At 43.1% G+C, this 23,711-nt stretch carries 20 protein-coding genes and 3 pseudogenes; 7 read left to right on the top strand and 16 right to left on the bottom strand.

The features are described from left to right. Positions 1–205: 205 nt before the first annotated feature. Positions 206–406 carry a hypothetical protein gene (locus tag HWQ23_RS21715; protein ID WP_292832612.1) on the top strand — a complete coding sequence of 67 codons (201 nt, stop codon included), beginning with the start codon at positions 206–208 and terminating at the stop codon, positions 404–406. A 9-nt stretch (positions 407–415) separates the two neighbouring features. On the opposite strand, the gene HWQ23_RS21720 is transcribed toward HWQ23_RS21715, so the two are convergent. From HWQ23_RS21720 to HWQ23_RS21750, 7 genes are all read right to left on the bottom strand, one after another. Further along, positions 416–1,489: an aromatic ring-hydroxylating oxygenase subunit alpha gene (locus HWQ23_RS21720; protein ID WP_292832615.1), complete on the bottom strand. Its 1,074-nt coding sequence runs from the start codon at positions 1,487–1,489 to the stop codon at positions 416–418. A gap of 183 nt (positions 1,490–1,672) precedes the next feature. Beyond that, on the bottom strand, positions 1,673–2,110 hold the full coding sequence (locus HWQ23_RS21725; protein ID WP_292832737.1) for a secondary thiamine-phosphate synthase enzyme YjbQ: 438 nt from the start codon (positions 2,108–2,110) through the stop codon (positions 1,673–1,675). A 141-nt stretch (positions 2,111–2,251) separates the two neighbouring features. Next, positions 2,252–3,421 carry a pyridoxal phosphate-dependent aminotransferase gene (locus HWQ23_RS21730; protein WP_292832618.1) on the bottom strand — a complete coding sequence of 390 codons (1,170 nt, stop codon included), beginning with the start codon at positions 3,419–3,421 and terminating at the stop codon, positions 2,252–2,254. Positions 3,422–3,849: 428 nt separating this feature from the next. Then, positions 3,850–4,068, bottom strand: a complete 219-nt coding sequence (locus tag HWQ23_RS21735) for a ssl0294 family protein (protein ID WP_292832621.1) — start codon at positions 4,066–4,068, stop codon at positions 3,850–3,852. A 142-nt stretch (positions 4,069–4,210) separates the two neighbouring features. Then, the gene (locus tag HWQ23_RS21740) at positions 4,211–4,696 is read right to left on the bottom strand and encodes a GGDEF domain-containing protein (protein ID WP_292832624.1); all 486 of its coding nucleotides are present in this window, start codon (positions 4,694–4,696) and stop codon (positions 4,211–4,213) included. Positions 4,697–4,773: 77 nt separating this feature from the next. Beyond that, positions 4,774–5,796 (bottom strand): tetratricopeptide repeat protein, encoded by a 1,023-nt coding sequence (locus tag HWQ23_RS21745; protein WP_292832627.1) that lies wholly within the window; start codon positions 5,794–5,796, stop codon positions 4,774–4,776. 326 nt (positions 5,797–6,122) lie between these two features. Next, on the bottom strand, positions 6,123–6,656 hold the full coding sequence (locus HWQ23_RS21750) for a GNAT family N-acetyltransferase (protein WP_292832630.1): 534 nt from the start codon (positions 6,654–6,656) through the stop codon (positions 6,123–6,125). Positions 6,657–6,731: 75 nt separating this feature from the next. On the opposite strand from HWQ23_RS21750, the gene HWQ23_RS21755 reads away from it, so the two are divergent. After that, on the top strand, positions 6,732–8,612 hold the full coding sequence (locus HWQ23_RS21755) for an ABC transporter ATP-binding protein (protein WP_292832633.1): 1,881 nt from the start codon (positions 6,732–6,734) through the stop codon (positions 8,610–8,612). 491 nt (positions 8,613–9,103) lie between these two features. On the opposite strand, the gene HWQ23_RS21760 is transcribed toward HWQ23_RS21755, so the two are convergent. The 4 genes from HWQ23_RS21760 to dnaK form a co-directional block, all read right to left on the bottom strand. Next, positions 9,104–9,751, bottom strand: a complete 648-nt coding sequence (locus tag HWQ23_RS21760; RefSeq protein ID WP_292832636.1) for an acetoacetate decarboxylase family protein — start codon at positions 9,749–9,751, stop codon at positions 9,104–9,106. A 138-nt stretch (positions 9,752–9,889) separates the two neighbouring features. Further along, entirely contained in the window at positions 9,890–10,840 is a 951-nt protein-coding gene (locus tag HWQ23_RS21765; protein WP_365742271.1) for an RNA-guided endonuclease InsQ/TnpB family protein, read from the bottom strand. A gap of 6 nt (positions 10,841–10,846) precedes the next feature. Next, positions 10,847–11,095 carry a helix-turn-helix domain-containing protein gene (locus tag HWQ23_RS21770; protein ID WP_292832639.1) on the bottom strand — a complete coding sequence of 83 codons (249 nt, stop codon included), beginning with the start codon at positions 11,093–11,095 and terminating at the stop codon, positions 10,847–10,849. 476 nt (positions 11,096–11,571) lie between these two features. Continuing rightward, positions 11,572–13,473, bottom strand: coding sequence for a molecular chaperone DnaK (dnaK, locus tag HWQ23_RS21780; protein ID WP_292832645.1), 1,902 nt, complete (start codon positions 13,471–13,473; stop codon positions 11,572–11,574). Positions 13,474–13,974: 501 nt separating this feature from the next. Here dnaK and HWQ23_RS21785 point away from each other — a divergent pair. Further along, positions 13,975–14,109, top strand: a complete 135-nt coding sequence (locus tag HWQ23_RS21785; protein WP_292832648.1) for a hypothetical protein — start codon at positions 13,975–13,977, stop codon at positions 14,107–14,109. A 271-nt stretch (positions 14,110–14,380) separates the two neighbouring features. After that, positions 14,381–14,476 (top strand): annotated as a pseudogene (gene psbV, locus HWQ23_RS21790) (cytochrome c-550); the annotation flags it as partial. A gap of 75 nt (positions 14,477–14,551) precedes the next feature. On the opposite strand, the gene HWQ23_RS21795 reads toward psbV, so the two are convergent. Continuing rightward, positions 14,552–15,370: an SDR family oxidoreductase gene (locus HWQ23_RS21795; protein ID WP_292832650.1), complete on the bottom strand. Its 819-nt coding sequence runs from the start codon at positions 15,368–15,370 to the stop codon at positions 14,552–14,554. Positions 15,371–15,701: 331 nt separating this feature from the next. Then, positions 15,702–15,992: pseudogene (gene tnpA, locus HWQ23_RS21800) on the bottom strand (IS200/IS605 family transposase); the annotation flags it as partial. On the opposite strand from tnpA, the pseudogene HWQ23_RS21805 reads away from it, so the two are divergent. The 3 genes and pseudogenes from HWQ23_RS21805 to HWQ23_RS21815 form a co-directional block, all read left to right on the top strand. Continuing rightward, a pseudogene (locus HWQ23_RS21805) lies at positions 15,992–16,285 on the top strand (zinc ribbon domain-containing protein); the annotation flags it as partial. The pseudogenes tnpA and HWQ23_RS21805 overlap by 1 nt on opposite strands. 291 nt (positions 16,286–16,576) lie before the next feature. Beyond that, a complete protein-coding gene (locus HWQ23_RS21810; RefSeq protein ID WP_292832656.1) occupies positions 16,577–18,289 on the top strand; it encodes a sensor histidine kinase in 1,713 nt (570 codons plus the stop codon). A 200-nt stretch (positions 18,290–18,489) separates the two neighbouring features. Continuing rightward, a complete protein-coding gene (locus HWQ23_RS21815; protein ID WP_292832659.1) occupies positions 18,490–19,947 on the top strand; it encodes a sensor histidine kinase in 1,458 nt (485 codons plus the stop codon). A 58-nt stretch (positions 19,948–20,005) separates the two neighbouring features. On the opposite strand, the gene HWQ23_RS21820 is transcribed toward HWQ23_RS21815, so the two are convergent. The 3 genes from HWQ23_RS21820 to HWQ23_RS21830 form a co-directional block, all read right to left on the bottom strand. After that, the gene (locus HWQ23_RS21820; RefSeq protein ID WP_292832662.1) at positions 20,006–21,583 is read right to left on the bottom strand and encodes a DICT sensory domain-containing protein; all 1,578 of its coding nucleotides are present in this window, start codon (positions 21,581–21,583) and stop codon (positions 20,006–20,008) included. Positions 21,584–21,754: 171 nt separating this feature from the next. Next, positions 21,755–23,254: a UDP-N-acetylmuramoyl-L-alanyl-D-glutamate--2,6-diaminopimelate ligase gene (locus tag HWQ23_RS21825; protein ID WP_292832665.1), complete on the bottom strand. Its 1,500-nt coding sequence runs from the start codon at positions 23,252–23,254 to the stop codon at positions 21,755–21,757. A 53-nt stretch (positions 23,255–23,307) separates the two neighbouring features. Then, entirely contained in the window at positions 23,308–23,592 is a 285-nt protein-coding gene (locus HWQ23_RS21830; RefSeq protein WP_292832668.1) for a glutaredoxin family protein, read from the bottom strand. Between the last annotated feature and the right edge of the window lie 119 nt (positions 23,593–23,711).

A 23,711-nucleotide genomic window follows, 5' to 3' on the forward strand; every position in this document is an offset into this window, starting at 1 on the left:
AATTAAAGTAAAGTGCAGGTAATAGTTTGGGGAAATAAGGAAAAAATCAGACACAGTACGCTTCCCCAAATAGCCGGATCATCTTCTCAGCCGTGGATTTAGCATGATATTGCTGTTTGAGGCTAAATTCTCAGTTTTGGTTTTTAGACAGATCGCATTAGAACTTCAGTCTAAAAGCTTGATTAAAACAATACCTTTGTTTTTTGTGTCAATCAATTCTGCTGGACTGCGTATTAGGAAAATATATTCCCAATACGCAGTACCCAGTAGTGGAGGGTCATTCATCAGTATTCTTGACGTGGCAACAGAAGTAAATCTGGCGTTGCAGAACAGTGGGATGAATTTGGGCAAGCAGGAGATATCAGCCTTAGTTGCTGCTACATCCGGCAAATATGCAACGCCGTAAATCTCAATTTTAAGCACGCCACCGGAGTATCTGACCCTTGACAGGATTCACAAATTCTCTTCCTTCAGCGACAGACCGAGCATACTCCCGCTTTAACTGGTAATACCACTGCGCCTGCATATCTGAATCTTTAATCAGTCGCAGCACAGGATCATATTTCAGACCAATCTGTTGCTTTTCCACAACCGTCCGGTCTTGGCCAAGGAAAGTCCGCGCTAAAACATGCATCAGTGGCTTGAAAAATCCCACCCAAGGGAGTGTCCAGTAAAGAGCAAAAGTTACCTCTGTTTCTGTGTCTGAAATCGGTGTAACCGCCGTTAAATTAACGACTCGATGGTTGCCAATTGTGGTTTCTTCTATTCTCACTCCAGGTAAACGAAAAGAAATCTCCGTTTCCGGCACACCACCGCCAATCAACCAGTATAATCGACCCCCATTCGGTGGCAATCGGTGTCGTCGCATCGTGAAGCCGTAGGGCGAAGCATCGAATTGCTTCACTTCCTCATGCAGTTGCTCATTTCGCCACCACCAAGCGCGATGAACATAGGGTGAATGAGCAGGGTCCATCAGCCCTACCACTGCATGATCTATAAAACAGGGGAATCTCATCACCTCTACAAACTGGGGCATTGGCGCAGCCCCCCGTAGCGATCGCTCATCAAACCCTGGAATTACCGCAATTTCCATCTCAGAAGCCGGTTGAGGGTTATCGGGATCAGCCATATATATCCAGATATTCCCTTGCGCTTCCCGGATTTCATAGGAATGTACGTCAAAGCGCCTCAAATCCATTTGCTGCTCCTCTACAAGAGATGGAATCGCAGTGCAGCGTCCAGCCGGATCAAAACGCCAACCGTGGTAGCAGCATTCCACCTCATGCCCATTGAATCTACCACAACTCAAAGGCACAGCACGATGGGGACAAATGTCACGCATAGCAGAGACTTTACCATCCTGGCTGCGGACTAGCAGCACTGGTTCTCCCAAAAAAATGCGGCTGATCATCATACCTGGCTTGATCTGATTACTAGGCAGAGCATAGTACCAAGTATTACGTAATACAAAGTTATCGTTATTTTTCATCACTAATTGCGTCTGCCTTTGACACAACGAAAGTTCTGCTTTGTGGAAAGGAAGGTTATGCTTGAAAACATTCTTTCAGGTTTTTAATTGCTGTAACTAAATTCAACTGATACACTTTTTGGTCGTGTTCGTAATTCTCTCAGATTTCGGTTGTTCTGGGGGAATTGCAGGTGTGAAGTTAGATTATTCGCCAGAAATTTGCACGAATACTGTTCTTTTGCGCGGCCCATCCAACTCAAAAAACAACACAGATTGCCAGGTTCCCAATGCTAATTTACCATCCACAATCGGAATTATCTCACTAGTGGTCAGCATCATTGCCATTAAATGAGAGTGAGCATTAATCGGTTCATCTTCCGGGACATCTCTTAAATGCAAGTCATTATGCAAATAGCTGCCTGATTCCGGTGCTAATTTTTGCAAGAACACTTTTATATCTTCTAATAATCTAACTTCATCTTCATTGATAGCTAAAGCTGTTGTTGTGTGTTGGGAAAATACTAAAACCTGTCCATTTTTAATTGATGTTGAAGTAAGAAAATCTTGGATTTGTGCTGTTATATTATGAATATTAATTTTTGGTTCAGTTTCAATTTCAATTAACTTATTAATAATTGGCATCTGTTCAATTTTATATTTGGGATTACCGACGAGGTACGCCAACACAGTCTAACGCTTTCATATATTTTAGATTTTGGGTCGCACCTTTGATTTTGGATTAAAGGAAAAATCTAAAATCTAAAATCTAAAATTGAATGACTTCTAATTTCTAACTATAGTTTCCAAACCTTGTACTAATCTTTCTATACCTTCTTTTGCCGTTTCTTTTTGCAGCGCACCATAGGCAAGGCGTAGGTAGCATCCGTCATCCATGCCAAAGGTTGTACCTGGAATGACTGCTACTTTATGTTCCTGGATTAGTCTTTTAACTAACTCAAAAGCATCCATCTGGGTATTAACTTTGAGGAAAAAATAGAAAGCGCCATTGGCGGGTGTAATGCTACATAAACCTTGTAGGCGATTAAGGGAGTCGAGTACTACTTGCCGCACTTGAGCGATTGCACCTATATTACTCTTCAAATACTCCTCTTTTGCCTGCAATGCCCCTAACGCTGCATATTGAGAAATTACTGGCGGACAAATCAAAATCGTATCCTGGACTTTTTTGACAGCGACAAATAAGTGTTTGGGAATCACCATGTAGCCAATACGCCAACTTGCAAAACCGTAGGCTTTGGAAAGGCTAAAGAGAGAAATAGTGTACTCGCTACTATTACCAAATGCACCAGGGGAAATGTGTTTTACCCCATTATACGTAAAGTATTCATAGGCTTCATCGCTGATGTGGTAAATGCCACGAGTACCACAAATTTGATTTATTTGGTGCAATGATGCTTCTGAATAGACAACTCCAGTTGGGTTATTTGGTGAAATTGTGACCACAGCCCGTGTTTTCGGAGTAATTGCTTGAGCGATCGCATCTTTTCGCAATTGGTAATTTTCATCTGTCGCCACTAACACCGGACGACAACCAGCCATTGCGATCGCCATTTCGTGGTTGAAATAGTAGGGCGTATTCAGTATAATTTCATCGCCTGGGTTAGTGATAGCAAGAATGGCATTCATAAATCCCATATTGCTCCCGGCTGTCACGACGATGCAGTTTTCCTGATTGATTTCAATGCCGTTGAAGGCTTGCAATTTTCCTGCAAGTGCTGACAGCAACGGGGGAATTCCTTCAACTGATTTATATAAATTATTAGCGGGTTCGGCGAAGAATTTGGGTAAAAATTCTAGAGCTTCCGGTGGTGGGTTGTAATAAACAACACCCTGTCCTAGAGAGATTGTTCCAGGAGAGTTTTTAATCAGTTCCCCAACCACAGGAATAATTGGCGACTGTACCCCCTGCATCCGAGAGCTTAAGGATTCCATATTTCCTTGCCTATGTACCTGGCTTTGTATCTCTTAGAGACTTCCAAAAAATAAATTAAGTGGTTACGCAAAATTATTTATGTCATTGCGAGCGAAATGAAATGTAGAGAAGCAATCCCAAACCCTTGCGATTGCTTCATTCCGCTTCGCTCCACTCGCAATGACAAATATATATTTAATTTTGCACAACTACTTATCCCAAATTATTTGTATATTTGTAAGGGCGTATTGCAATACGCCCCTACCTCCCGACGATGGGATATTTTTTTGGTAGACACCAATGGGCGTTACTCCTTCGGTACGGGAAGCTCCGCGAACGCAGAACCCGTAGGTAGCCGCCAATCAGACTTCTGTTTGTGTCTTTTTGTTCATTCCCCTCTTAGCAAAGAAGCAAAGGGAGAGTTACAAATGCGGTGAGATGGTTTGGTTTAGTCAATGGAAATCTGTTGAGGCCCACTTGCTTTGCCATTATGTGCGTCTTTTGTGATGCTGCTGTAACTATTTGAGCGGATCTGTTGATCCAGCCAGCTTTTAACTGGATCGTCTGCAAGATTGAGCCGAAGCACACCAGAGAATAACCCACCGACAAATGAGACTGGATGCTGGATAAATTCTTTGAATATAGGTGACAATTCACTAATGAACATTTAGAGACTCCTGGCACTGCCATAGAAAATTATTACTTCTTAATTGATCGTAACCTGTTGAGCAATATATGGTTTACGGTAACGAAATATACAAATTTTGCCTGCGATGAACTGTTCTCCCCTCTGCCCCCTTTCCTCTTCCTTAACCGATTAATATTTTACTCCGCACCGCAAAGCAAATTCTCTCGGCAATTTTCGTAGCACCAAGTTCGTCTGTGTCAGGCAAAATCACAACAAATTTTTCCCCACCATAACGGGCGACTAAATCAGCAGGGCGTTGAACAATATTTTTAATGGCTTTAGAAATTTCTATAAGAGCGCGATCGCCTGCCTGATGACCATAGGTATCGTTGTAAAATTTGAAAAAATCTACATCAAGGAGGACGAGAGACAGAGGCTGTTGCAAGCGTGCCATGCGCCGCCACTCTTGGTGTATATACTCTTCAAACCGTCGGCGGTTAGCTACTTGAGTTAAGAAATCGATAGTAACTAACGTAGTTAATCGCTGCAATTCTTCCTTAGCGGCAAAGAGTTTTTCGTGTAGCTGCGATTGCTCAATCAAGTACCAAATAAAATTCGGCGCGGCTTCTTTGGGAAACAGCTTACTTAGAATTATGCCAAGTTGCAAACTTTTTGAGCTTCAACTCGAACAACAAAATTCCCGACTTCTTAAAGAAGTCGGGAATCTGAGCCTGCTGCATCTAACTACAGAGAATCTATAAACTGGTATACTTTTTCCAGGAGTGGTTGATGTTCGATTTGCTCTGCTAACTCTTGGGCGTTTTGGTAGCACGATCGCGCCAATTTTTTGCGTTTTGTTGTGGCGTAAATATTTCCCATATTCAGCAAAGTTGAAATTTCTCCGAGGCCATCGCCCAGTTGTCGATGAATCACAATGGCTTGCTTATAGAACTTCATTGCCTGCCGATTCTGTGCCAGGGTATTGTAAGTAAAACCAATGTTGTGAAGAGTTGTTGCCTCGCCAAAGCGATCGCTGATTGCTCGACGTGTCAAAAGAACTTGATAGTAGAGCAATAGCGCTTGTTTCGGTTTTCCTAAATCACTATAGATTGAGGCAATATTATTCAAAGTGGTTGCTTCACCAACCAAATTCTTCACAGCCCGTTGAATTGGAAGTGCTGCTTGAAAAAATTCTAGAGCTTCCTCAAACTTGCCTAAGGCATTGTAAGCAAACCCAATCCCATTTAGGGTTGTTGCCTCACCAGAAAAGTCACCTAGCAATCGCCGCATCCTCAAAATTTGGTGTTGTAGCAACAGTGCGCGTTTCGGTTCTCCTAAGCGGGTATAAATTAGCGCTACATCATTAAGAGTAGAAATTTCACTTTTAGTATCTTGCGATCGCCTAAAAATTGGCAGCGCTTTGTCAAAATATTCCAACGCTAGCCAAAAGCGCCCAAAACGGCTGTAGGTAGAACCCAGATTGCTCAGTGCAGTTGCCTGTGCAGGCGCGTTGCCAATTTCAACAGCAACCGACAGCGCCTGATGAAACCGCTCTAACGCTCTTTGAGTTTGCCAGCAACTGAGGTGAGCCAAACCGAGGTCGTTTAATGTATAACCTTCTCTGGCTCGGTCTGGAATTGCTCTAGCCAAGTGTAAATTCTTGGTTGCTAGGTCGAGAGATTCTTGAAATTTCCCTCGCTGGTAGTAGCGGCTTGCTTGATCACGACGTTGTTCCCACTCTTTGACTTGATTTAAAGGTTGCGTCATCTGACCTCAGTTGCATTCTGCGATAAATAGGCAGGATATTTTTTGGGAATGAACCCTTCTTAGGTTAGGTTTCTGAAAATTGAGCTAACTTTTATCTTCTACCTTTAGATATAAGACGTAAAGAGAGATATATGGTATTGTTTCATACTTACAGGGATATTTATGAAGCAATTAATACAAATTTTCTAGTAGGAGCGGATAGCAGTGCGCCCCTACCTAAGACCTAAACCATGTATTCTCTACAGCTCCATTGAGTTTGCAGCAGTGGTTTTGATGTTTGGGAGTTGGTTCGCCCATGATTCTGTGGGCTGCCGGATCTGATACTTTTAAGATTGCGAAATGTAAAGGGAATCATCCCCTTGCCATTCTGTGTCGGAGACAGCATAGTATACTACATCATGACCGTAATAGCTAGCATTCTTTTCGTACTTCATCCCGATCTTTTGAATCACACGTACTGAAGCGATGTTTTCTGGATGAGCAATCGCTACTATCCGATCTAGCTTCACTTCCCAAAATCCAAACTTTAAAGTTGCAAGAGATGCTTCAGTTGCCAGTCCCATGTTCCAATAGGACTTGTCAAACACATAGCCAAGCTCAACTTCCGGCGTATTTTCCAGAAACCCAAGCCCACAACGGCCAATCATTGTAGCAGTCTCTTTGTAAATTACTGCCCACATCCCAAAGTTGTATTGTTGCCACTGTTGGATATGTTTGCTTAAACTTGCCTGGGTTTGTTCCCTTGTTCTTGGCGACAGATACCTCATGACTTCTGCATTGCTGTAGAGGCGAAATAGGTAATCAAAGTCATTTAGATTGAAGTGTCTTAGTCGCAATCGCGCAGTTTCTATCTCAGGCATGGTATCAGAGTAGCAGGACAAACGCTACTTTAAACAAGCGTACTTTTTTATAAATATTAATATAATGCTCTTACTATGAGCATCTACCAATTTCTCAAAAAATCTTATACGCAAAACCATCGCCGTGAAAATGACTGGCGGTTATTTTTGCGTTTACTGCCTTATGCCCGTCGTAGCGGACGACTGTTAACGCTCTCGTTATGCCTACTCGTCCCGATCGCGCTAGCTAATGCCGTACAACCATTGTTGATTGGCCAAGCCATCTCCTTAATTCGCAAAGAACCAAGCGCTTACGAATTTTTCCGGAATCGCCCCTTGTTGGAAGGGCTAAATATCCTAGAGGGATTATTGGTAATTGCGATCGCAATCCAATTGATGTTGACAGGTTTCCAAGGTTATATAGTCCAAAAGCTAGGGCAACAAATCACCGCAGCAATTCGCCAAGACTTATTCCATCATGTGACATCTCTAGCAGTACGCTTTTTTGACCGCACGCCCATAGGTAAATTAATTACCAGAATCACCAGCGATGTGGAAGTGTTAGGCGATGTCTTTTCCACTGGGGCAATTGGGATTATATCCGATTTGTTTTTGATGCTGGTGACTTTGGGTATAATGTTTTCCATTCAATGGGAACTCGCTTGCTTGCTGCTATTGATGCTGATACCAGTTAGCTGGGTGATTGTTTACATTCAACAACAGTACCGCAAAGCCAATTATAAAGGGCGGGAAGAACTTTCTATCCTGAACTCACAGCTACAAGAAAATGTGGTTGGTATTAACATAGTGCAGTTGTTCGGCAGAGAAAAATTTAATGCCGAATTGTTTCGTGCCACGAACAAGCACTACACTCAGCAAATGGATAAAACCATCTTTTACGATTCATCTGTTTCAGCAACCTTGGAATGGATTGGACTGATTGCGATCGCAGGTGTTTTGTTGGTGGGTGGTTGGTTATTGTTGGGAAAAAACTTGACTTTTGGGACTTTATCTACATTTGTATTGTATGCCCAGCGATTATTTGATCCTTTAAGGGCTTTTGCGGAAAAATTTACGGTAATTCAAGCTGGTTTCACTGCTATTGAACGCGTAGGCGATATATTAGATGAACCGATAGAAATCCGCGATCGCGCCAATGTGCGCTTCTCAATATTTGATGCTAAATTCGGCTACATAGATGAGATAGTTGCAAATTTAGAATCCCCAGACGTGACTTCGCCGCCAGAACTGGGAGAAATTCGGTTTGATCACGTCTGGTTTGCCTACAAAAATGATGATTACGTAATTAAAGACTTAGATTTCACCATTCATCCTGGTGAAAAAGTGGCATTAGTCGGCCCCACAGGTGCGGGTAAAACCTCGATTATCCGTCTTTTGTGCCGCCTCTACGAACCCACCCAAGGACGCATTCTGATCGATGGCGTCGATATTCGGGAAGTACCACAGGCAGAACTGCGGCGCTACATGGCAGTAATTTTCCAAGAAGGCTTTTTGTTTGCTGGCGATGTTAAAAGTAATATTTCTTTAGGAGATGGCTATACCGTTGAACAGATTCAACAAGCAGCAGAGCAAACCAACATTGCCCAGTTTATAGAAGAACTACCACAAGGTTATGATACTCAACTTCGAGAACGGGGTACAAATATTTCTAGTGGTCAAAAGCAACTTTTAGCCTTTGCGCGGGCTGCGATTCGCAATCCCCAAATTTTGGTACTAGATGAAGCTACCGCTAGTTTAGATGTGGGGACAGAAGCTTTAGTTCAAGAGGCATTAAACCAGCTTTTGCTCAGACGTACCGCGATTATTATCGCTCACCGCCTGTCTACAATTCGCAATGTAGACCGGATTTTTGTTTTGAAGCGTGGCGAATTAATCGAACAGGGAAGTCATGAGCAACTACTGCAACAGGGAGGGCTTTATGCTACTTTACATAACTTGCAGATGTTGGAAACTTAGGATATTTTCAGAATAATCTTCAGGGAGGAAACAGCGATCGCTATCACTGTGACGGTATCCACACCAACAAGTAGAAAAATCAAGGTGTCTTATTTAGAGTAAAAAATAAAACACCTTTAAAAGACTAGCTATTTGGATAATAAAATTCAATCATTCAATATTTAAACCTGGTTTGAAAGCAACTGCCTTTAGGTATGGGGTTAAGCTGAAAAACATCTAAATTGCATAACCTAATAAAACCTAACTCTTGTGGGGTGGGCCGGAAAGCCCGCCCTAATGGGAGCAAGTTAAATGTGGAACAGCTTAAAACAATTCGCAATGGGCAACTCTTGGAGACGCTAAAAGCGAACGCCCCGCTACGTTCGCAAAGCGTCTCGTAGAGAAGAGAGCAATTCGCTTTTTCCGTGAAAGTGACGGGGATTTAGACCCCGACACTTTCACGCTCTGCTTGATAGAAGCTAGGCAACCTTTTACCCCCACCACTTGTTAATCTAAAATCCAAAATCCAAAATTGATTGGCCTACAACTTTTGGCGCATCAATCCGCAAACTCATCTGCTCACAACGCACAGTTAACCAAGGCTGACCTAAACCTATTCCAGAAAAAGGACTTTCGCCGGGGATTTCTAACTTAGAACCAATCAAACCCAACACAGACTCAAATTCAGCAGGGAATATGAGCAAATCAGTACCCTTGACGCCAAAAGCAGAGACACTTAACCACTGTCTCCATGCCAAGCTTTGTTGATTATAGTTAAGACTACACAGCTTCCGGTTTTCTTGATGCACAGTAACATGCTCTCCTTTTTCCCAGGTAAACTCCGCTAATTCCTTTGGTAGTCCCCAAATTTCTCGACCACCAGCCACCGAATCAGCATTATCTACATAAATGTGGGAAACCCAGCCACCGATTTTTCTTTGGTAATTAACCACAGCTGGGGCAACAATTAACTCGCTGTACTCCAGTACCGAGCCTGACCCATAATGAGATAAATACACACTAGCGAGAGTTTTACCAGGCCATACAGAAATAATTTCTAACTCTAAGGGAATCAAAGGGCGCACTTGGTCAACATTTACCAAATGCAGAGTTTGGATAGCATAGCCCTGAAGTGTCCAAGGTGGTTGTGGATATGACATAAGGGAGTTAGGAGTTGAGAGTGAGGAGTTAGGAATAAAGTTAAGAATTAAGATCAAGAGTTACCAATATTAGTTCTACTGTGACATACTCCACACACTCCCCTTTCTTTATTGAGTGTGGGCTTCTCAACGACTCTTCTAAGAAGACATTAATTGAGCTTTAAGATCGTGCGTCCCACGATTCTTTATATTTAAACTTGCATTTAAATCTCTACACAAACTGACTTTACAGTTAGGACAATTATGTATTCTTTGAGATAAAAGCTTTATTACCTTAGTACCACAACTAGAACATTCTTGACTAGTGCCATTGGGGTTTACAGCAACTACTTTTAAACCAGCATTTTCAGCTTTGTTTGAAAGTATCGAAATAAATTGACCCCAACCAGCGTCATTAACACTTTTAGCTAGTTTAGACTTAGCTAATCCTTTAATATTCAATTTTTCAACAGCTACAACCTCGTATTTATTTAAAAGTGATTTAGCCGTTTTGAAATGAAAATCTTTTCTCGTATCTGCTACTTTTTTATGCTGTTTAGCTAATTTAATAATAGCTTTTTTTCTTCTATTAGAACCTTTTTTGCGTCTTGATACTTTACGCTGTGCTGACTTTAATCTGCGTTCAGCTTTTCGTAAAAACTTAGGTGCTTTGACTCTAACTCCGTCAGAAGCAACATAAAAATCAATTAAACCAACATCAATTCCAACAATATTGTTAGCATCAAAATCAGGCTTGATTGTTGGAACTGTTTTATCATCTAAGCTCAAACTAACATAATAACCATCGGCTTTTTTAGTAACAGACACGGTTTTTATATCAAAACCAGACGCTCCTACGTCGCTACCGCTTGCGCTATCAGGTATTTGACGATGAAGAATTACTTTGACATCACCAATTTTTGACAATGTGATTTTGTTGTTAGCAAAATGATATTTTTTAAATTGGGTGTAGGTGAAGGTTTTGTATTGATTTTTCCCTTTAAATCTAGGTCTACCTGATTTCTTTCCGTTAACATCACCTTTCAACCAACGGTCAAAAGCTATCTCTACTTTTTTAGGTATTTCTTGTAGAACTTGAGAGTGAATAATTTTATATCAGGGTCTATCCTTTTTGAGTTGAACTAGAGAGGCTTTCTGACTGTAATAGTTTGGTTGCTCTTTTAATTCTGGTAGATGACAGACAACTAGAGAACATCTATCAATAGAACATTTGTTATGTTCATACCAATCAAACCTTTGAGCCAACTGATAATTGTATTGATATCTCAACATTTCAAGGGTGTTATCAATAATTTCAGCTTGCTGTTTATTTGGTTTAATTTTGTATTGGTATGAGATTTTCATTCTTTACCCTTTGTTTTCGACCTATAAAATTATAACATAAATGTACAGGCAATGTAAAGACAATTATGAAAAACAAGTCATTAAATTTAAGAATCTCTGAAAGGAGATTAAATAAACTACGCTTATACTCAGTTCAAAAAGACATGACAATGACAAGAATCATTGAAGATTTTATCGACTCTTTGAAACTTAAAAATGGTGATTCATCATCGACCCCTGTCTACGACACGCTGCGCGAACGCCGTGTCAATCCTACGGATTGAATTAGTTAGGGGTCAATTCTTCATCACCCAAAAGAATTCATCCCATACTCCTAAAAGTGAGTGTGGGGCTTCTTTTCGTTTAAGCTAACTCCTAACTCCTGTACAGACGCGATTAATCGCGTCTCTATTCCTAAAAAAATCCCCACCCAAGCATTTGCCTGAGTGGGTAATATGAGGTGGGACTAAATAATCTTCCCAAAAGAAGTAGGGGAATTATTTGCTCTCTGTAAAATCAGCGTCAATTACATCGTCGCCACTACCACTAGATGTGGAACCACCATCTTGAGGTTCAGCACCGGGTGTAGCACCGCCACCAGCTTGTTGATAGATGTTGCTACCAACAGCAAATAGCGCTTGTTGCAATTCTGGGGTGAGCTTCTTGATTTGCTCATCGTCTTCTTTAGCAACTGCTTCCCGCAGTTCTTTCACCAAACCTTCAACTTTGGTCTTGTCAGCATCGGGAACTTTATCGCCCAATTCTTGTAGCTGCTTCTCAGCTTGATATGCCAAAGAATCAGCTTGGTTCTTGCGTTCAATCTTCTCACGCCGCTCTTTGTCAGATGAAGCGTTTTGTTCAGCTTCTCTCACCATCCGGTCAACGTCAGATTTATCCAGGGTGGAAGCCCCAGTTATACTGATGGACTGTTCTTTACCAGTGCCTTTGTCCTTAGCGGTGACGTTAAGGATACCGTTGGCATCAATGTCGAACACCACTTCAATTTGAGGGACGCCGCGTGGTGCAGGAGGAATACCATCGAGGCGGAAGGTTCCCAAGCTCTTGTTATCGTTAGAGAATTCGCGTTCACCTTGGAGGACGTGAATTTCTACGTTGGTTTGACCATCCACAGCTGTGGAGAAAACTTCGGATTTCTTGGTGGGAATTGTCGTGTTGCGGGGGATAATTTTGGTCATCACGCCGCCCAATGTTTCAACACCCAAAGATAGCGGTGTCACGTCTAACAGCAAGATGCCAGTTACATCACCAGCCAGTACCCCAGCTTGAATCGCTGCACCAACTGCTACAACTTCATCAGGGTTGACGGTTTGGTTGGGGTCTTTACCCAATACCTGCTTCACAATCTGTTGGACTGCGGGAATGCGGGTAGAACCACCAACTAACACCACTTCATCAATATCGCCTTTGTTTAACTTGGCATCCCGAAGGGCGTTTTCCACAGGAATACGGCAACGGTCGATTAAGTCAGAGCAAAGTTCTTCAAATTGAGCGCGAGTTAGGGTTGTATCTAGGTGCTTGGGGCCATCCTGGGTAGCAGTGATAAATGGTAGGTTGATTTCTGCTTGGCTAACGCTAGAAAGCTCAATTTTGGCTTTTTCGGCGGCTTCCGTCAGACGTTGTAAAGCTTGCTTGTCTTTCCGCAGGTCAATACCTTCGGCTTTCTTGAATTTCTCAGCTAAGAAGTCAACTATTTTTTTATCGAAATCGTCACCGCCGAGGTGCGTATCACCAGATGTGGCTAGTACTTCAAAAACTCCATCTCCAACTTCCAGCACGGAAACGTCGAAAGTACCACCACCAAGGTCAAACACGAGAATGGTTTCGTTACTCTTCTTGTCAAATCCGTATGCCAGAGAAGCAGCAGTAGGCTCGTTGATAATCCGCAGAACTTCAATACCTGCAATTTTACCAGCGTCTTTTGTCGCTTGCCGTTGAGAGTCGTTGAAGTATGCCGGAACAGTGATTACAGCTTGGGTTACAGTTTCGCCCAAATATTTGCTGGCGTCTTCAACTAGCTTGCGAAGAACTTTTGCAGAAATTTCTTCAGGAGCAAATGGTTTGCCAACGATTGGACAATCTAGTTTGACATTGCCGTTGCTGCTGATGACTTTGTAAGAAACTTCCGTAGCTTCGTTACTCACTTCGTCGTAGCGGCGTCCGATAAAGCGTTTGACTGAGTAAAACGTATTTTCGGGGTTCATCACCGCTTGGCGCTTGGCGATTTGACCAACCAAGTTGTCGCCATTTTTCGCAAATGCGACTACTGATGGCGTTGTCCGAAAACCTTCAGCATTAGCAATTACTGTGGGTTTACCACCTTCCATCACTGCCACGCAGGAGTTCGTTGTTCCTAAGTCAATTCCAACTACTTTTGCCATTTTAGGTGCTGGCTCCGTATAACTACAAATGAATGAATGAGAATATAAAGGACTAAATTTTGAACCAACAGAGTGAATAAATCACCCAGTTCAGCATGAATACCTTTAGTTTGGCTTTCCTGGGGTTAAAACTCCAGATTATGCTGATATATATACTGAAGCTTAGTGGTAGCCAGTCCATGAAGGGTGGTTTCCCGAACCTTGCTTGGGACGGTTAAACTAACTAAATTGTGTTTTTAGTTGGCTCATGGATTAATTTGCCTTCACTCTGTCTAATGTATAAGAATTAATACTTTCAGCAATTAGGGTGAACCGTAACGTCAGAGTCGTGTTTGCCGTCTGTAGAGGCAACAAACTACAAAAGCACTGAGAATAAAAGGAGATTAAAAGGCGCGTGGGCGTAGTCTGCCGCAGGCATAGCTTCCGTAATTCCATATAATAAACAATATTTAGTAGTTTTCGTGGCTGTAAATTTGCTGCCATTATGAATTCCCAGTGGGCATGAAACAATCACTGCTGCAATTAGTTAGTGTCTCAGTCACTCGCTTTATCAAGAAAGGCTCCAGCGCTGGAGGCAGCTATGCTGAAGGGAACAAGGGTTTAAGACCGCCACTGAACTTCGATTCAGTGGTTTAAAGTGGAATATCCTCAGCAGGAAAGTGTTGCCTTAGTAGAGATGGTAAGCGATCGCGACTGTGTATTTTTTCAATAAAATCAGTTGCTGCGCTTCCCAGAAAATGCTGAGGCGGGAAACTGATCAAGCAATCTTTTCAGACATTGATAACTAAGTATTTAGCAGAAAAACCCTCAGCAAAACTCCGATTTGGAGAAGAAACTGTACCATATCTGCGCGGCTTAGGTCAGGAGGCTCAAGAATGACGATCACATTGTGCCAATTGCGTAAGTCCTGACCAAGACAAACCAGAACGTGAGACTCGAATTAGAATCTCTGGCACTAGCAACACCAAACCCTAATAACATTCAAGGGTTGGTGGAATACTTGACACTCTCCGGGCTGAAGCCACGGAGATTCTTGGATCTATGACAGAACTTGCGATTTTTTCGGTAAAATTTCTGATTAATGCGAGGAAAAAAGAGTTTCCCAGTCAATTACAGGCGGTCTTTGTCCCTGGTTGACTAGTTCAAAAATTTGTCTGGAACTACTTGGGTGAAAAAGGCATTCCACACAAGCGCTAGCTACGTCAATCCGGCTGGTATCACCCGAAAGTGTATCCCCGGTGGCTACGACTACACCGTATTTACCCCCTGTTTTTGCCTTGAGAAGGGTGTTGAGGTCGTATGAGGTATATGGCCCGTCAATCAGGCGTCCTGGGCGGATAATGGTGTATGGTAATCCTGACTTAATAATGGACTCCTCGCCCTTTTGTTTGGCATCCAACACGCCGAACGCATTAAGAATACTAAAAGGAAACTGATTTTTACGCAAAATTCCACAGGAAGAGACGAAAACGAATCGCTGCAAATTCCGGGGTGCTGCTGCCACTAGGTTGCTGATACCTTGGGCATCGACTTTTGCCGGACTATTCTTTGCTTTTGCTTCACTAGATTTGGGGTTAAGGAAAGTGATTCCCCATTCAATCAAGTTTAGGGATTGGTCAAACTCCCATCGCGCAGAGGGAAAGGCAGTAGTTCCGGTACAACTTATGATGTGGCTCACATCTAGCGTTGCATCTGGCAGTGTCGCTGGCTGGCGGATGTCACCAACGGCAATTTCCACTCTCTGGTTAAACATCTCTTCGGCTTTTGCGGCATTGCGTGTCAGGACACGAACTTTCAAGCCCTTTTCTAGCAACTTGCCTACCACCAGTTGCCCTACTCCACCAGTAGCACCAGCAACTAGTACCAAATTTTCAACTGACGTTTCAAAAGAAGTCATAAAGTACCTGTGAGATAGTCTATAGCGGTTCTCAATTGCATGGAATACAGGAGCCAGTCGCGTGGTGGGCCTCCCGACTTGGGCGAACTGGCGTACCACTGATAGGGGCACAGCAATGCTATGCCCCTACCGCAACGAGAACTGCTATATTGCTAATCTAACGTGAGTTCGACGAACCTCTCCTAGCCTTGAACTAAAGTTCAAGTCTGTTCCTCTTTGAACGTATCGCGGCAGTCCCTACCCCTCAACTCTTAGTAGGGTAGGGATCAGAGCGGGTTATTGGAACGTTCGCGCAGCGTCTCGTAGAGAAGTGGAAATAACCAATCCATATTTATTCAGTTGGTGCATCTTGCTCTTTAATGTATTGTTTTAATTTGTCAATTGGTGCGCCACCGCTTGATGCAACATAATACGAGCTAGACCAAAACAAAGGTTTCCAATAAAACTTGTCAATATGCTCTTTAAATTCTTTGCGAATAACCCTACTGCTGGCAGATTTTAGACTAGAAGTAAAATCAGAAATGTTGTTGTCTGGGTGGTAATCTACCAGTAAATGAACATGGTCTTGTTCACCCGAAAATTCTACCAAAATGCAATTAGTTTTAATGCAAATATTTGCAAAAAACCTGCCCAAAATGCGGACACCAACACAAAAAAACACTCGATATTCGAGTTCACGATTGTGGTGTTTGTAATTATTTTCAAGACCGAGATATCGCTGCTGCTGAAGTAATGCTTTACTGGGCTAAGGGAACACTGCCGGGGTTAGGAACTAGCCTCGTAGACGCAGAGTCGTCTAGCTCTACCTCACGCACCCGCAAACAAGCTGGAAGCATGAAGCAACTAGGGGCGAAGAAGCGTCAAAAATCTGGGTCTACTGGTCTGGGTGCAGAAAGCCAGACCTCTACGAAGTAGGTCTGGGTAGTTCATTCAAAGAGGGACAGTTTTTTAGTAAAACCTCTTAGAGGTCTTTTGATTGAGCTAATAGACGGACGCTATAGGATCTGTCGAATTCATTTAATCTACTAAAAAAATGCGTAGGCGTAGCCAGCCGTAGGGATCGCCAAAATTGACTCAGATTAAAGATTGTGCAAATGGCTGTTGACTCTGTAGCTTACAGGCTGAAAACTGGGAATTTTAGGATCAGGGCAAACTCCCTAAAACTAAATCAGCACAGTAGCCAGCACTTGAGGTTTCGAGCAACGAATGAAAATTAGTCAAAAATTAATTTCCGGTATTCTAGGAATGGTTACTCTCTCAGGAACTATTGGTGCGATTAATGCCAATCAGCAATTGAAGATGGCTAAGTATCTTGCTCTACAAGAGGCTGAAGAAGTTGCGGGACTACTGGGATATTTCGTAAGTCATGAGTTGCAATACCACGAAATGCGATCGCGAGATGAGATGCTAGCCCATTTGCAAGAGCATGTTCAAGCACTACATAAGCAACGTCAGCGTGATCTGGAGATTGTAGACGGCAATAAAATCATTCTGGCAGATGTAGTTACCGAAGACATCGGTACGCGATTAGATCACGATCGCAATAATGAAGTTGGTAAAACTATTCACGATGGTATACCAAGAACCTATGTTGAAACCAGTTCTGAGTACCCAAAGGGAATTCAATTGATTGCTGTTGCTTTTAAGACTAGCAACGGTGAAACGTTTGGTGCAGTAATTCTAGAATATACGCCGCTTTACGAAGCAGCGCTAGCAATAGCTTATAAAAATATTGTTGTCACCTCGGTTATTAGTTTGGGATGTGGCATATTTGCATTAGCAGCAGGTTATCTGCTCTCCAGAAGTATCTCAAAACCGATTAAACAACTCCAGCAAGCTGTGGTATATCTGGCTGAAGGTAAGCTGAATACCAGAGTTAGTATTCGCTCTCAGGATGAGATTGGCGAGTTAGCCACCTCGTTCAACAAAATGGCGGACGATCTGCAACATTCCAGAGTTGAGTTGGTCAATGCCAACGAACAATTACGAGACGAGATTGTTGAGCGCCAACAGACAGAAACAGAACTTCAGCAAGCTCTGAAACAACTGCAAAAAACCCAAATGCAATTAATTCAATCTGAAAAAATGTCGAGTTTGGGTCAACTAGTGGCGGGGGTTGCCCATGAAATCAACAATCCGGTTAATTTCATTTACGGTAACCTCCAACACACTGATGATTATACTCAACAGCTGCTGCGGTTAATTAAGCTTTATCAAAATTATTATCCCTACCCAGAGCCAGAAATTCAAAATGCTAATGAACGAGCGGATATTGAGTACCTAATAGAAGATTTGCCTAAGATATTAACCTCAATGAAGATGGGGGCTAAACGCATCCGTGAAATTGTTCTTAGTCTACGAATCTTCTCTCGTTTGGATGAAGCTGAATTTAAAACGGCTGATATACATGAAGGAATTGACAGTACCCTGTTAATTTTGCAACACCGAATCAAGGCACAAAATAATCGCCCTGAAATTAAAGTGGTGAAAGAATATGGTGAAATACCTAAAATTCAGTGTTTTGCAGGGCAACTGAATCAGGTATTTATGAACCTCTTGGCAAATGCAATCGATGCTTTAGAAGAGGGTTTCCAAAAAGAACTTTGTCCAAATCCCTTGATTAGCATTTCTTGTGAACAGGTAAATGAAAATGCCGTGATTCGGATTGCTGATAATGGAGCAGGAATTCCACAAGAAATTCAGTCGCGTCTATTTGACCCTTTTTTCACCACGAAACCAGTTGGTAAAGGGACTGGTATGGGATTATCGATAAGCTACCAGATAATTACTGAAAAGCATGGTGGCTCTTTGCAATGCATTTCATCACTGGGACAGGGTGCAGAGTTTGTAATTACAATCCCGATTCGAGAACTGAAATCAGCACAATTATCAATCAGCGATCGCCGCACCTATCACTAAAAGTCAGCGCGAGTCTTTTTGAGCCGATAACTCCTCCGGCGTAGCCCGTCGTAGACATCGCACTTTAGAGGGGAAATTGCGCCCGAATTGTTCGGTTCTACCACTGCCATCAGTACACAAATAGATATAACCTCTTAGGTAGTAGTGAAATGTCTACCCTAGACGCTGTTAGTCGCTCTTGAATTAAGGGGTGAAAGCCTGTGTACAAATGGATATTGCCAAGTCTGAGCGAAATCTTGGCTGAAAATCAATCAAGTGTAGCTGAATGTTCACCTGCTAAAGCAGAGCGACAGTGGCGTGTCAGCCTCGCAGCGACAGAACATTTGCTATTAAATACTTTAGCAGATCCTTCAACAGATACAACCCAAGGATTAGTTTTAGCTGCACCAGCACCCTTATTTAGTCAACCAAAACTGATTCAAAGCTTACAAACAGTAACTTTTACGGCAAAACCATTTAATCCCTTGGCGTTGATGCCATTTCAGATGCCAGATGCGATACCTGGGTTGAGCTACGCCAACGCATCTGTAAATGAAGAAATCGCTCCCCATGAATCGGTACTTCCCTTATTACCTGCCGATCCGCTAGGGACAGAGCAGTTTTGCTTAGTTTTTACAGATAAATTTAGATTAGTGCTGGTTTTAGCAACACATAAAAACGGTAAAAAAACCTTTTCATTTTCTTTTGAGCCAGAGGTAGTACAGCAGGCTTGGCGATCGCTAGGCGCAAGGGTAATGCTGGCGAATCCAGAATTTTTCGCCCGCCTGGATGCATTAATAGAACAGTATTCTCCGGTAGCACCAGATTACCGCATGATGATTGAGTTTAGCCAGTTCTTGCTTCAGGAATTAACAGAAGCAGAAGGGACTGGGGACAAGGGGGACAAGGAGAATAACCCATGTCCAACTCCCAATGCCCAATCCCCAAATCCTGATGTGGAATTGCTCCAAGCCTTCGCTCACGAAGTCCGCACGCCTTTAACAACTATTCGCACCATGACTCGTCTGCTGTTGAAGCGGCGCGACTTAGATCCTGGGGTGATCAATCGCTTAAAAATTATCGATCACGAGTGTACCGAGCAAATTGACCGGATGGAATTGCTGTTTAAGGCAGCAGAACTGGAAACTACTGCCTCAGCAAAACCCTCAAAAACTCAACTCACGCCGATGTCTTTAGATCAAGTGTTGCAGCAGAGTATTCCCCGTTGGGAACAAGCAGCGCATCGGCGGAACTTAACTTTAAATGTTATTTTACCCCAGCAACTACCAACGGTGGTAAGTAATCCCGCCATGCTGGATCAGGTACTCACTGGTTTGATGGAGAATTTCACTCGCAGCTTACCCTCTGGTAGCCATATTCAAGTACAAGTTATCCCGGCTGGAGATCAATTGAAGTTACAATTATCGCCCCAATTCGGATGCAAAGATTCCAATAAAGCCGCCACACCTGCAAGGCCACCAATTCGCAAAGCGCTTGGTCAATTGCTGATGTTCCAACCAGAAACGGGTACGATTAGTTTGAATATCGCCGCAACCAAGCATTTGTTTCAGGCGATCGGTGGCAAACTGATTGTGCGCCAGCGTCCACATTATGGGGAAGTTTTGACGATTTTTCTACCTTTAGAAGTTAGCAAGCAGAAGCCGACAGTTAAGAGTTAGGAGTTTGGAGAGACGCGTTTGGAGAGACGCGATTAATCGCGTCTGTACGTTTAACTCATCACTCATTTTGTGAAGCGATCGCTCTTGGGGTATCGCCAACACTTGCCAGTTGCACTGTAAATGTGGAACCTTCATATAATTTACTTTTTACAGAAATAGATCCGCCAGAGCGCAGCAGCAATTGCTCTACAATTGTTAACCCCAACCCAGCACCACCATAATCTTCAGTTGCGGCTGTACGCACGCGATAAAATCGATCAAAGATTTTGGGAATTTCGTTTTCGGCAATACCGATACCTGTGTCGCGGAATTCTAATTGGACATAATCGCCTTGAATCCGGGCACGCACCCATACTTGACCCCCATTAGGGGTAAACTTAATGCTGTTGTGCAGCATATTTATCACAATTTGCCTCAGACCACCGCTCACGCACCAAACAGATGGGAGTTCATTCGGTACAGTGTAGGTTAAGATAATTCCTTTTTCTTGGGCTACAGTTCGATAGGTACTGACTACTCCCGGCACAATATCTGAGAGACGCACCGACTCCAAAGCCGTTCTCTCCAAATCCCGTTCTAGTTCCAACAGTTCCAACAAACCAGTAATCAGGGAATTTTGCTGATCGCACTGGGTATTTAACATCTGTAAATAACGTTGTCGCTGGGGGGGTTTAAGATTAGGGGAATTCAATAACGAAAGCGCTGTCTTCATATGCGTTAGCGGTGTACGCAATTCCTGACACGCATTTTTCAGGTATTCATCTTTGAGTTGCTCTTTGTTGTGCAATTCTTGATTTTGCTGCTGCAACTTGGTGGCGCGTACTGTGATGATTTGACGATTAATTTCATCTTGTCGCAGGAGTTGTTTTGCCAACAATTGATTCATAAGTGCGGCTTGGGGCACAGTTGGACAAATAAAACTAGCAGGTAAAATTGGGGATGATTGTGGCGCGTAGACGTCCGGCGGTGAGGGAGTCGCTGTCTTCTCTACCGGACGCTGGGCGAAGGCGGTTTCCGTCGATTGCGTTAGCCCAGCGTTAGCGACGTTAGAAGCGTCACTCCCGAACTCCAAGGGCTTATCGTCAGACATCGCTTTTTGGATACCATCTAATACTTGCTGAATTATTCTCCCCTCAACAGTAGTTATAATCAGCAACGGCTGGTTTTTATTACTATTTACCTTCCCTGATGTCTGATTTTTGCGTTTTTTAAGTGGTCGATAAGCCAAAATTAAACTGCAAAACTGGGGCGATAACACCATCAGAAAGTTTTCTCGTCGCAGTTGGCTATCTGCTGGTAGGTGAATAGAGACATGATGAGAGGATGAGGATGAGCGAGGTGAGAGGATATTTTCTTTCCCTGCTTTCGTTCTCCCGCTCTCCTCAATCTGACAAGTATAAATGAAACTTGACGCACCTACCGAGGATTGATAACGCGCTAATTCTGATTGCCAAATTTTATCTGGTGGTAGCTTCACCCATAAAGTCGCTGCAATTTGCTGCTCAATGAGTAAGTCGATTTGCGCTCTCACTAGTGATAGCAGAGTAGCAGGACTGAGGGACAATGGTTTAGGAGGCACTTGCACTCCCATAACCAGTTGATAAACAGACAGATCCTTAACCAGAGATACATTCATGAGTCAAGCACAACAAGGATGAAGCAAGAAATAATTCTGTTTTCGATTTTCACCTTTATGTGTGCATTTTTTACAAATCCCCACGGAAAGAAACATGAACAATCAATTATGGGCGATTTTAATTTTCTGGAATACACATTTTAGGGTAGCACAGCTGTGCTACCCTTTGGTTTAGGCTTGGATGTTTAGTCTTTGGTGTAAAGCGTCGCGTGCGTGTTCTCGGTCGTCAAAATGTATTTTTTCAGTACCAAGAATTTGATAGTCTTCGTGACCTTTACCAGCAAGCAAGACTCCATCACCGGGTTGTGCTTGTAAAATTGCGGTACGAATTGCGATCGCGCGATCGCAAATTACAGTTGGCTCAACTGTGTCAGGAATTCCCGCCAAAATATCTGACAAAATCCGTTCTGCGTCTTCAGTCCGGGGATTATCCGATGTCACCACCGCCACATCAGCTAATTCAGCAGCAATTTTACCCATTTTTGGGCGCTTAGTGCGATCGCGATCGCCGCCACAACCAAATACACAAATCACCTTCCCAGGTATAAACGGACGTGCAGCTTTCAGCAAATTTTCTAAACTATCGGGTGTGTGGGCATAATCCACAATCACGCTAATATCTTGGTCAGCACTAATTTGTACCCGTTCCATCCGTCCGGGAACTCCGGGAAACTCAGGTATCACAGATACCAGTAACTGCAAATCTAGCCCTAAGTGTAAAACTGCTCCGACGGCTGCGAGAAGATTTTCTAAATTATATTGTCCGACTAGTGGCGATCGAAAAGGCACGTTACCTTTTGGTGTATGTAATGTACCACTGACACCATTCGGCTCGTAACTTAAATCACTCATCCATAAATCAGCGCTGTTGTCGTTGACACTGTAACTCCAAACGCGCTCAGAATCCAAGGAGGCGATTAACCGTTTCCCGTAGGAATCATCAGCATTAATTATTGCCCGTCCTTTGAGATAATCAGGGCTAAACAGCAAGGCTTTGGCGGCAAAATAATCTTCCATATCGCTGTGATAGTCGAGATGGTCTTGGGTAAGATTACTGAACACCGCCACCTCAAATTCACAACCCAACACTCTACCTTGCGCCAAAGCGTGGGAACTTACTTCCATCACCCCGAACTCACTACCAGCATTTACAGCCTTTGCTAGCTGCTGTTGTAGTTCCACCGCAAACGGCGTAGTATGGGCAGCAGTTTGCTCAAAACCTGCCCAACGAGTGTAGAGAGTTCCCATCAAAGCTGTAGCTAGATTAGCTTTGATCAGCAGAAATTCAATTAGATGAGTAGTTGTAGTTTTGCCATTAGTACCAGTCATGCCTACCAGCTTGAGTTTTCGCCCCGGATAACCGTAAAAAGCACTGGCTATCTGGGCACAAGCTTGAGTTATATTACTTGCACTGATCACCACAGCCTGATTTGTGGGAGGATTTTTCTGTGCAGCTTCGGGAGAGACGATCGCAGCTACGGCACCCGATGCGATCGCACTTTGCCAAAATTCCCCACCATCAACCCGCGTTCCTGGCATCCCAATAAACAAATCTCCCACAATACAAGCATGGGAATTCGTCTTTAAACCCCTAACTTCCACATCCTCTATCGGATGGCTAGGCAATTGTTCAACACTATCTACCGCCGTTAGTAATTCCCGCAATTTCATCTTGTGAACCTCGTCACCTTCTTAATCTTGCGCTTATTCTGCATTATTTTTTTCTAATTGGCTAAATACTTACGTAACATTTGCTCCAACTGCTGCACACTAGCACGAGGAGAAGGACGCGGCAATAATTTCTCACTCCCTTCCTCTGTGTCCTCTGCGCCTCTGCGGTTCGATAAATAAATTACCGGCACCTCATACTCATACGCAGCAAACCAATCTTCACGAGTCGTAATATCCCTAATTTCCAACTCGAAACTGAGATTTTGGATTTGTTCTAGCTTTTCTTGCAAACCTTCACATAAATGACAGCCGGGTTTACTGTATAAAATTAAGCGCATTTGTTAATTAATTACCATGAACACTATTTTACATATCACCAAAAGCGAACAATGGGAACAAGCAAAAATCCTCGGAACTTATCCTTAAATATAATTACCGTTGCGAGAGGGTGATTGCG

It is taken from the genome of Nostoc sp. JL33, from assembly GCF_017114985.1.
GTDB lineage: Bacteria > Cyanobacteriota > Cyanobacteriia > Cyanobacteriales > Nostocaceae > Nostoc.

Excerpts from the sequence above, each read along its gene's own strand:
- HWQ23_RS21825 (WP_292832665.1), bottom strand. The coding sequence starts at position 23,254 with ATGAAATTGCGGGAATTACTAACGGCGGTAGATAGTGTTGAACAATTG.
- HWQ23_RS21795 (WP_292832650.1), bottom strand. The coding sequence starts at position 15,370 with ATGACTTCTTTTGAAACGTCAGTTGAAAATTTGGTACTAGTTGCTGGT.
- HWQ23_RS21735 (WP_292832621.1), bottom strand. The coding sequence starts at position 4,068 with ATGTTCATTAGTGAATTGTCACCTATATTCAAAGAATTTATCCAGCAT.
- HWQ23_RS21820 (WP_292832662.1), bottom strand. The coding sequence starts at position 21,583 with ATGAATGTATCTCTGGTTAAGGATCTGTCTGTTTATCAACTGGTTATG.
- HWQ23_RS21745 (WP_292832627.1), bottom strand. The coding sequence starts at position 5,796 with ATGACGCAACCTTTAAATCAAGTCAAAGAGTGGGAACAACGTCGTGAT.
- HWQ23_RS21720 (WP_292832615.1), bottom strand. The coding sequence starts at position 1,489 with ATGAAAAATAACGATAACTTTGTATTACGTAATACTTGGTACTATGCT.
- HWQ23_RS21725 (WP_292832737.1), bottom strand. The coding sequence starts at position 2,110 with ATGCCAATTATTAATAAGTTAATTGAAATTGAAACTGAACCAAAAATT.
- dnaK (WP_292832645.1), bottom strand. The coding sequence starts at position 13,473 with ATGGCAAAAGTAGTTGGAATTGACTTAGGAACAACGAACTCCTGCGTG.
- HWQ23_RS21810 (WP_292832656.1), top strand. The coding sequence starts at position 16,577 with ATGAAAATTAGTCAAAAATTAATTTCCGGTATTCTAGGAATGGTTACT.
- HWQ23_RS21760 (WP_292832636.1), bottom strand. The coding sequence starts at position 9,751 with ATGTCATATCCACAACCACCTTGGACACTTCAGGGCTATGCTATCCAA.
- HWQ23_RS21755 (WP_292832633.1), top strand. The coding sequence starts at position 6,732 with ATGAGCATCTACCAATTTCTCAAAAAATCTTATACGCAAAACCATCGC.
- HWQ23_RS21730 (WP_292832618.1), bottom strand. The coding sequence starts at position 3,421 with ATGGAATCCTTAAGCTCTCGGATGCAGGGGGTACAGTCGCCAATTATT.
- HWQ23_RS21830 (WP_292832668.1), bottom strand. The coding sequence starts at position 23,592 with ATGCGCTTAATTTTATACAGTAAACCCGGCTGTCATTTATGTGAAGGT.
- HWQ23_RS21750 (WP_292832630.1), bottom strand. The coding sequence starts at position 6,656 with ATGCCTGAGATAGAAACTGCGCGATTGCGACTAAGACACTTCAATCTA.
- HWQ23_RS21770 (WP_292832639.1), bottom strand. The coding sequence starts at position 11,095 with ATGAAAATCTCATACCAATACAAAATTAAACCAAATAAACAGCAAGCT.
- HWQ23_RS21785 (WP_292832648.1), top strand. The coding sequence starts at position 13,975 with ATGAAACAATCACTGCTGCAATTAGTTAGTGTCTCAGTCACTCGCTTT.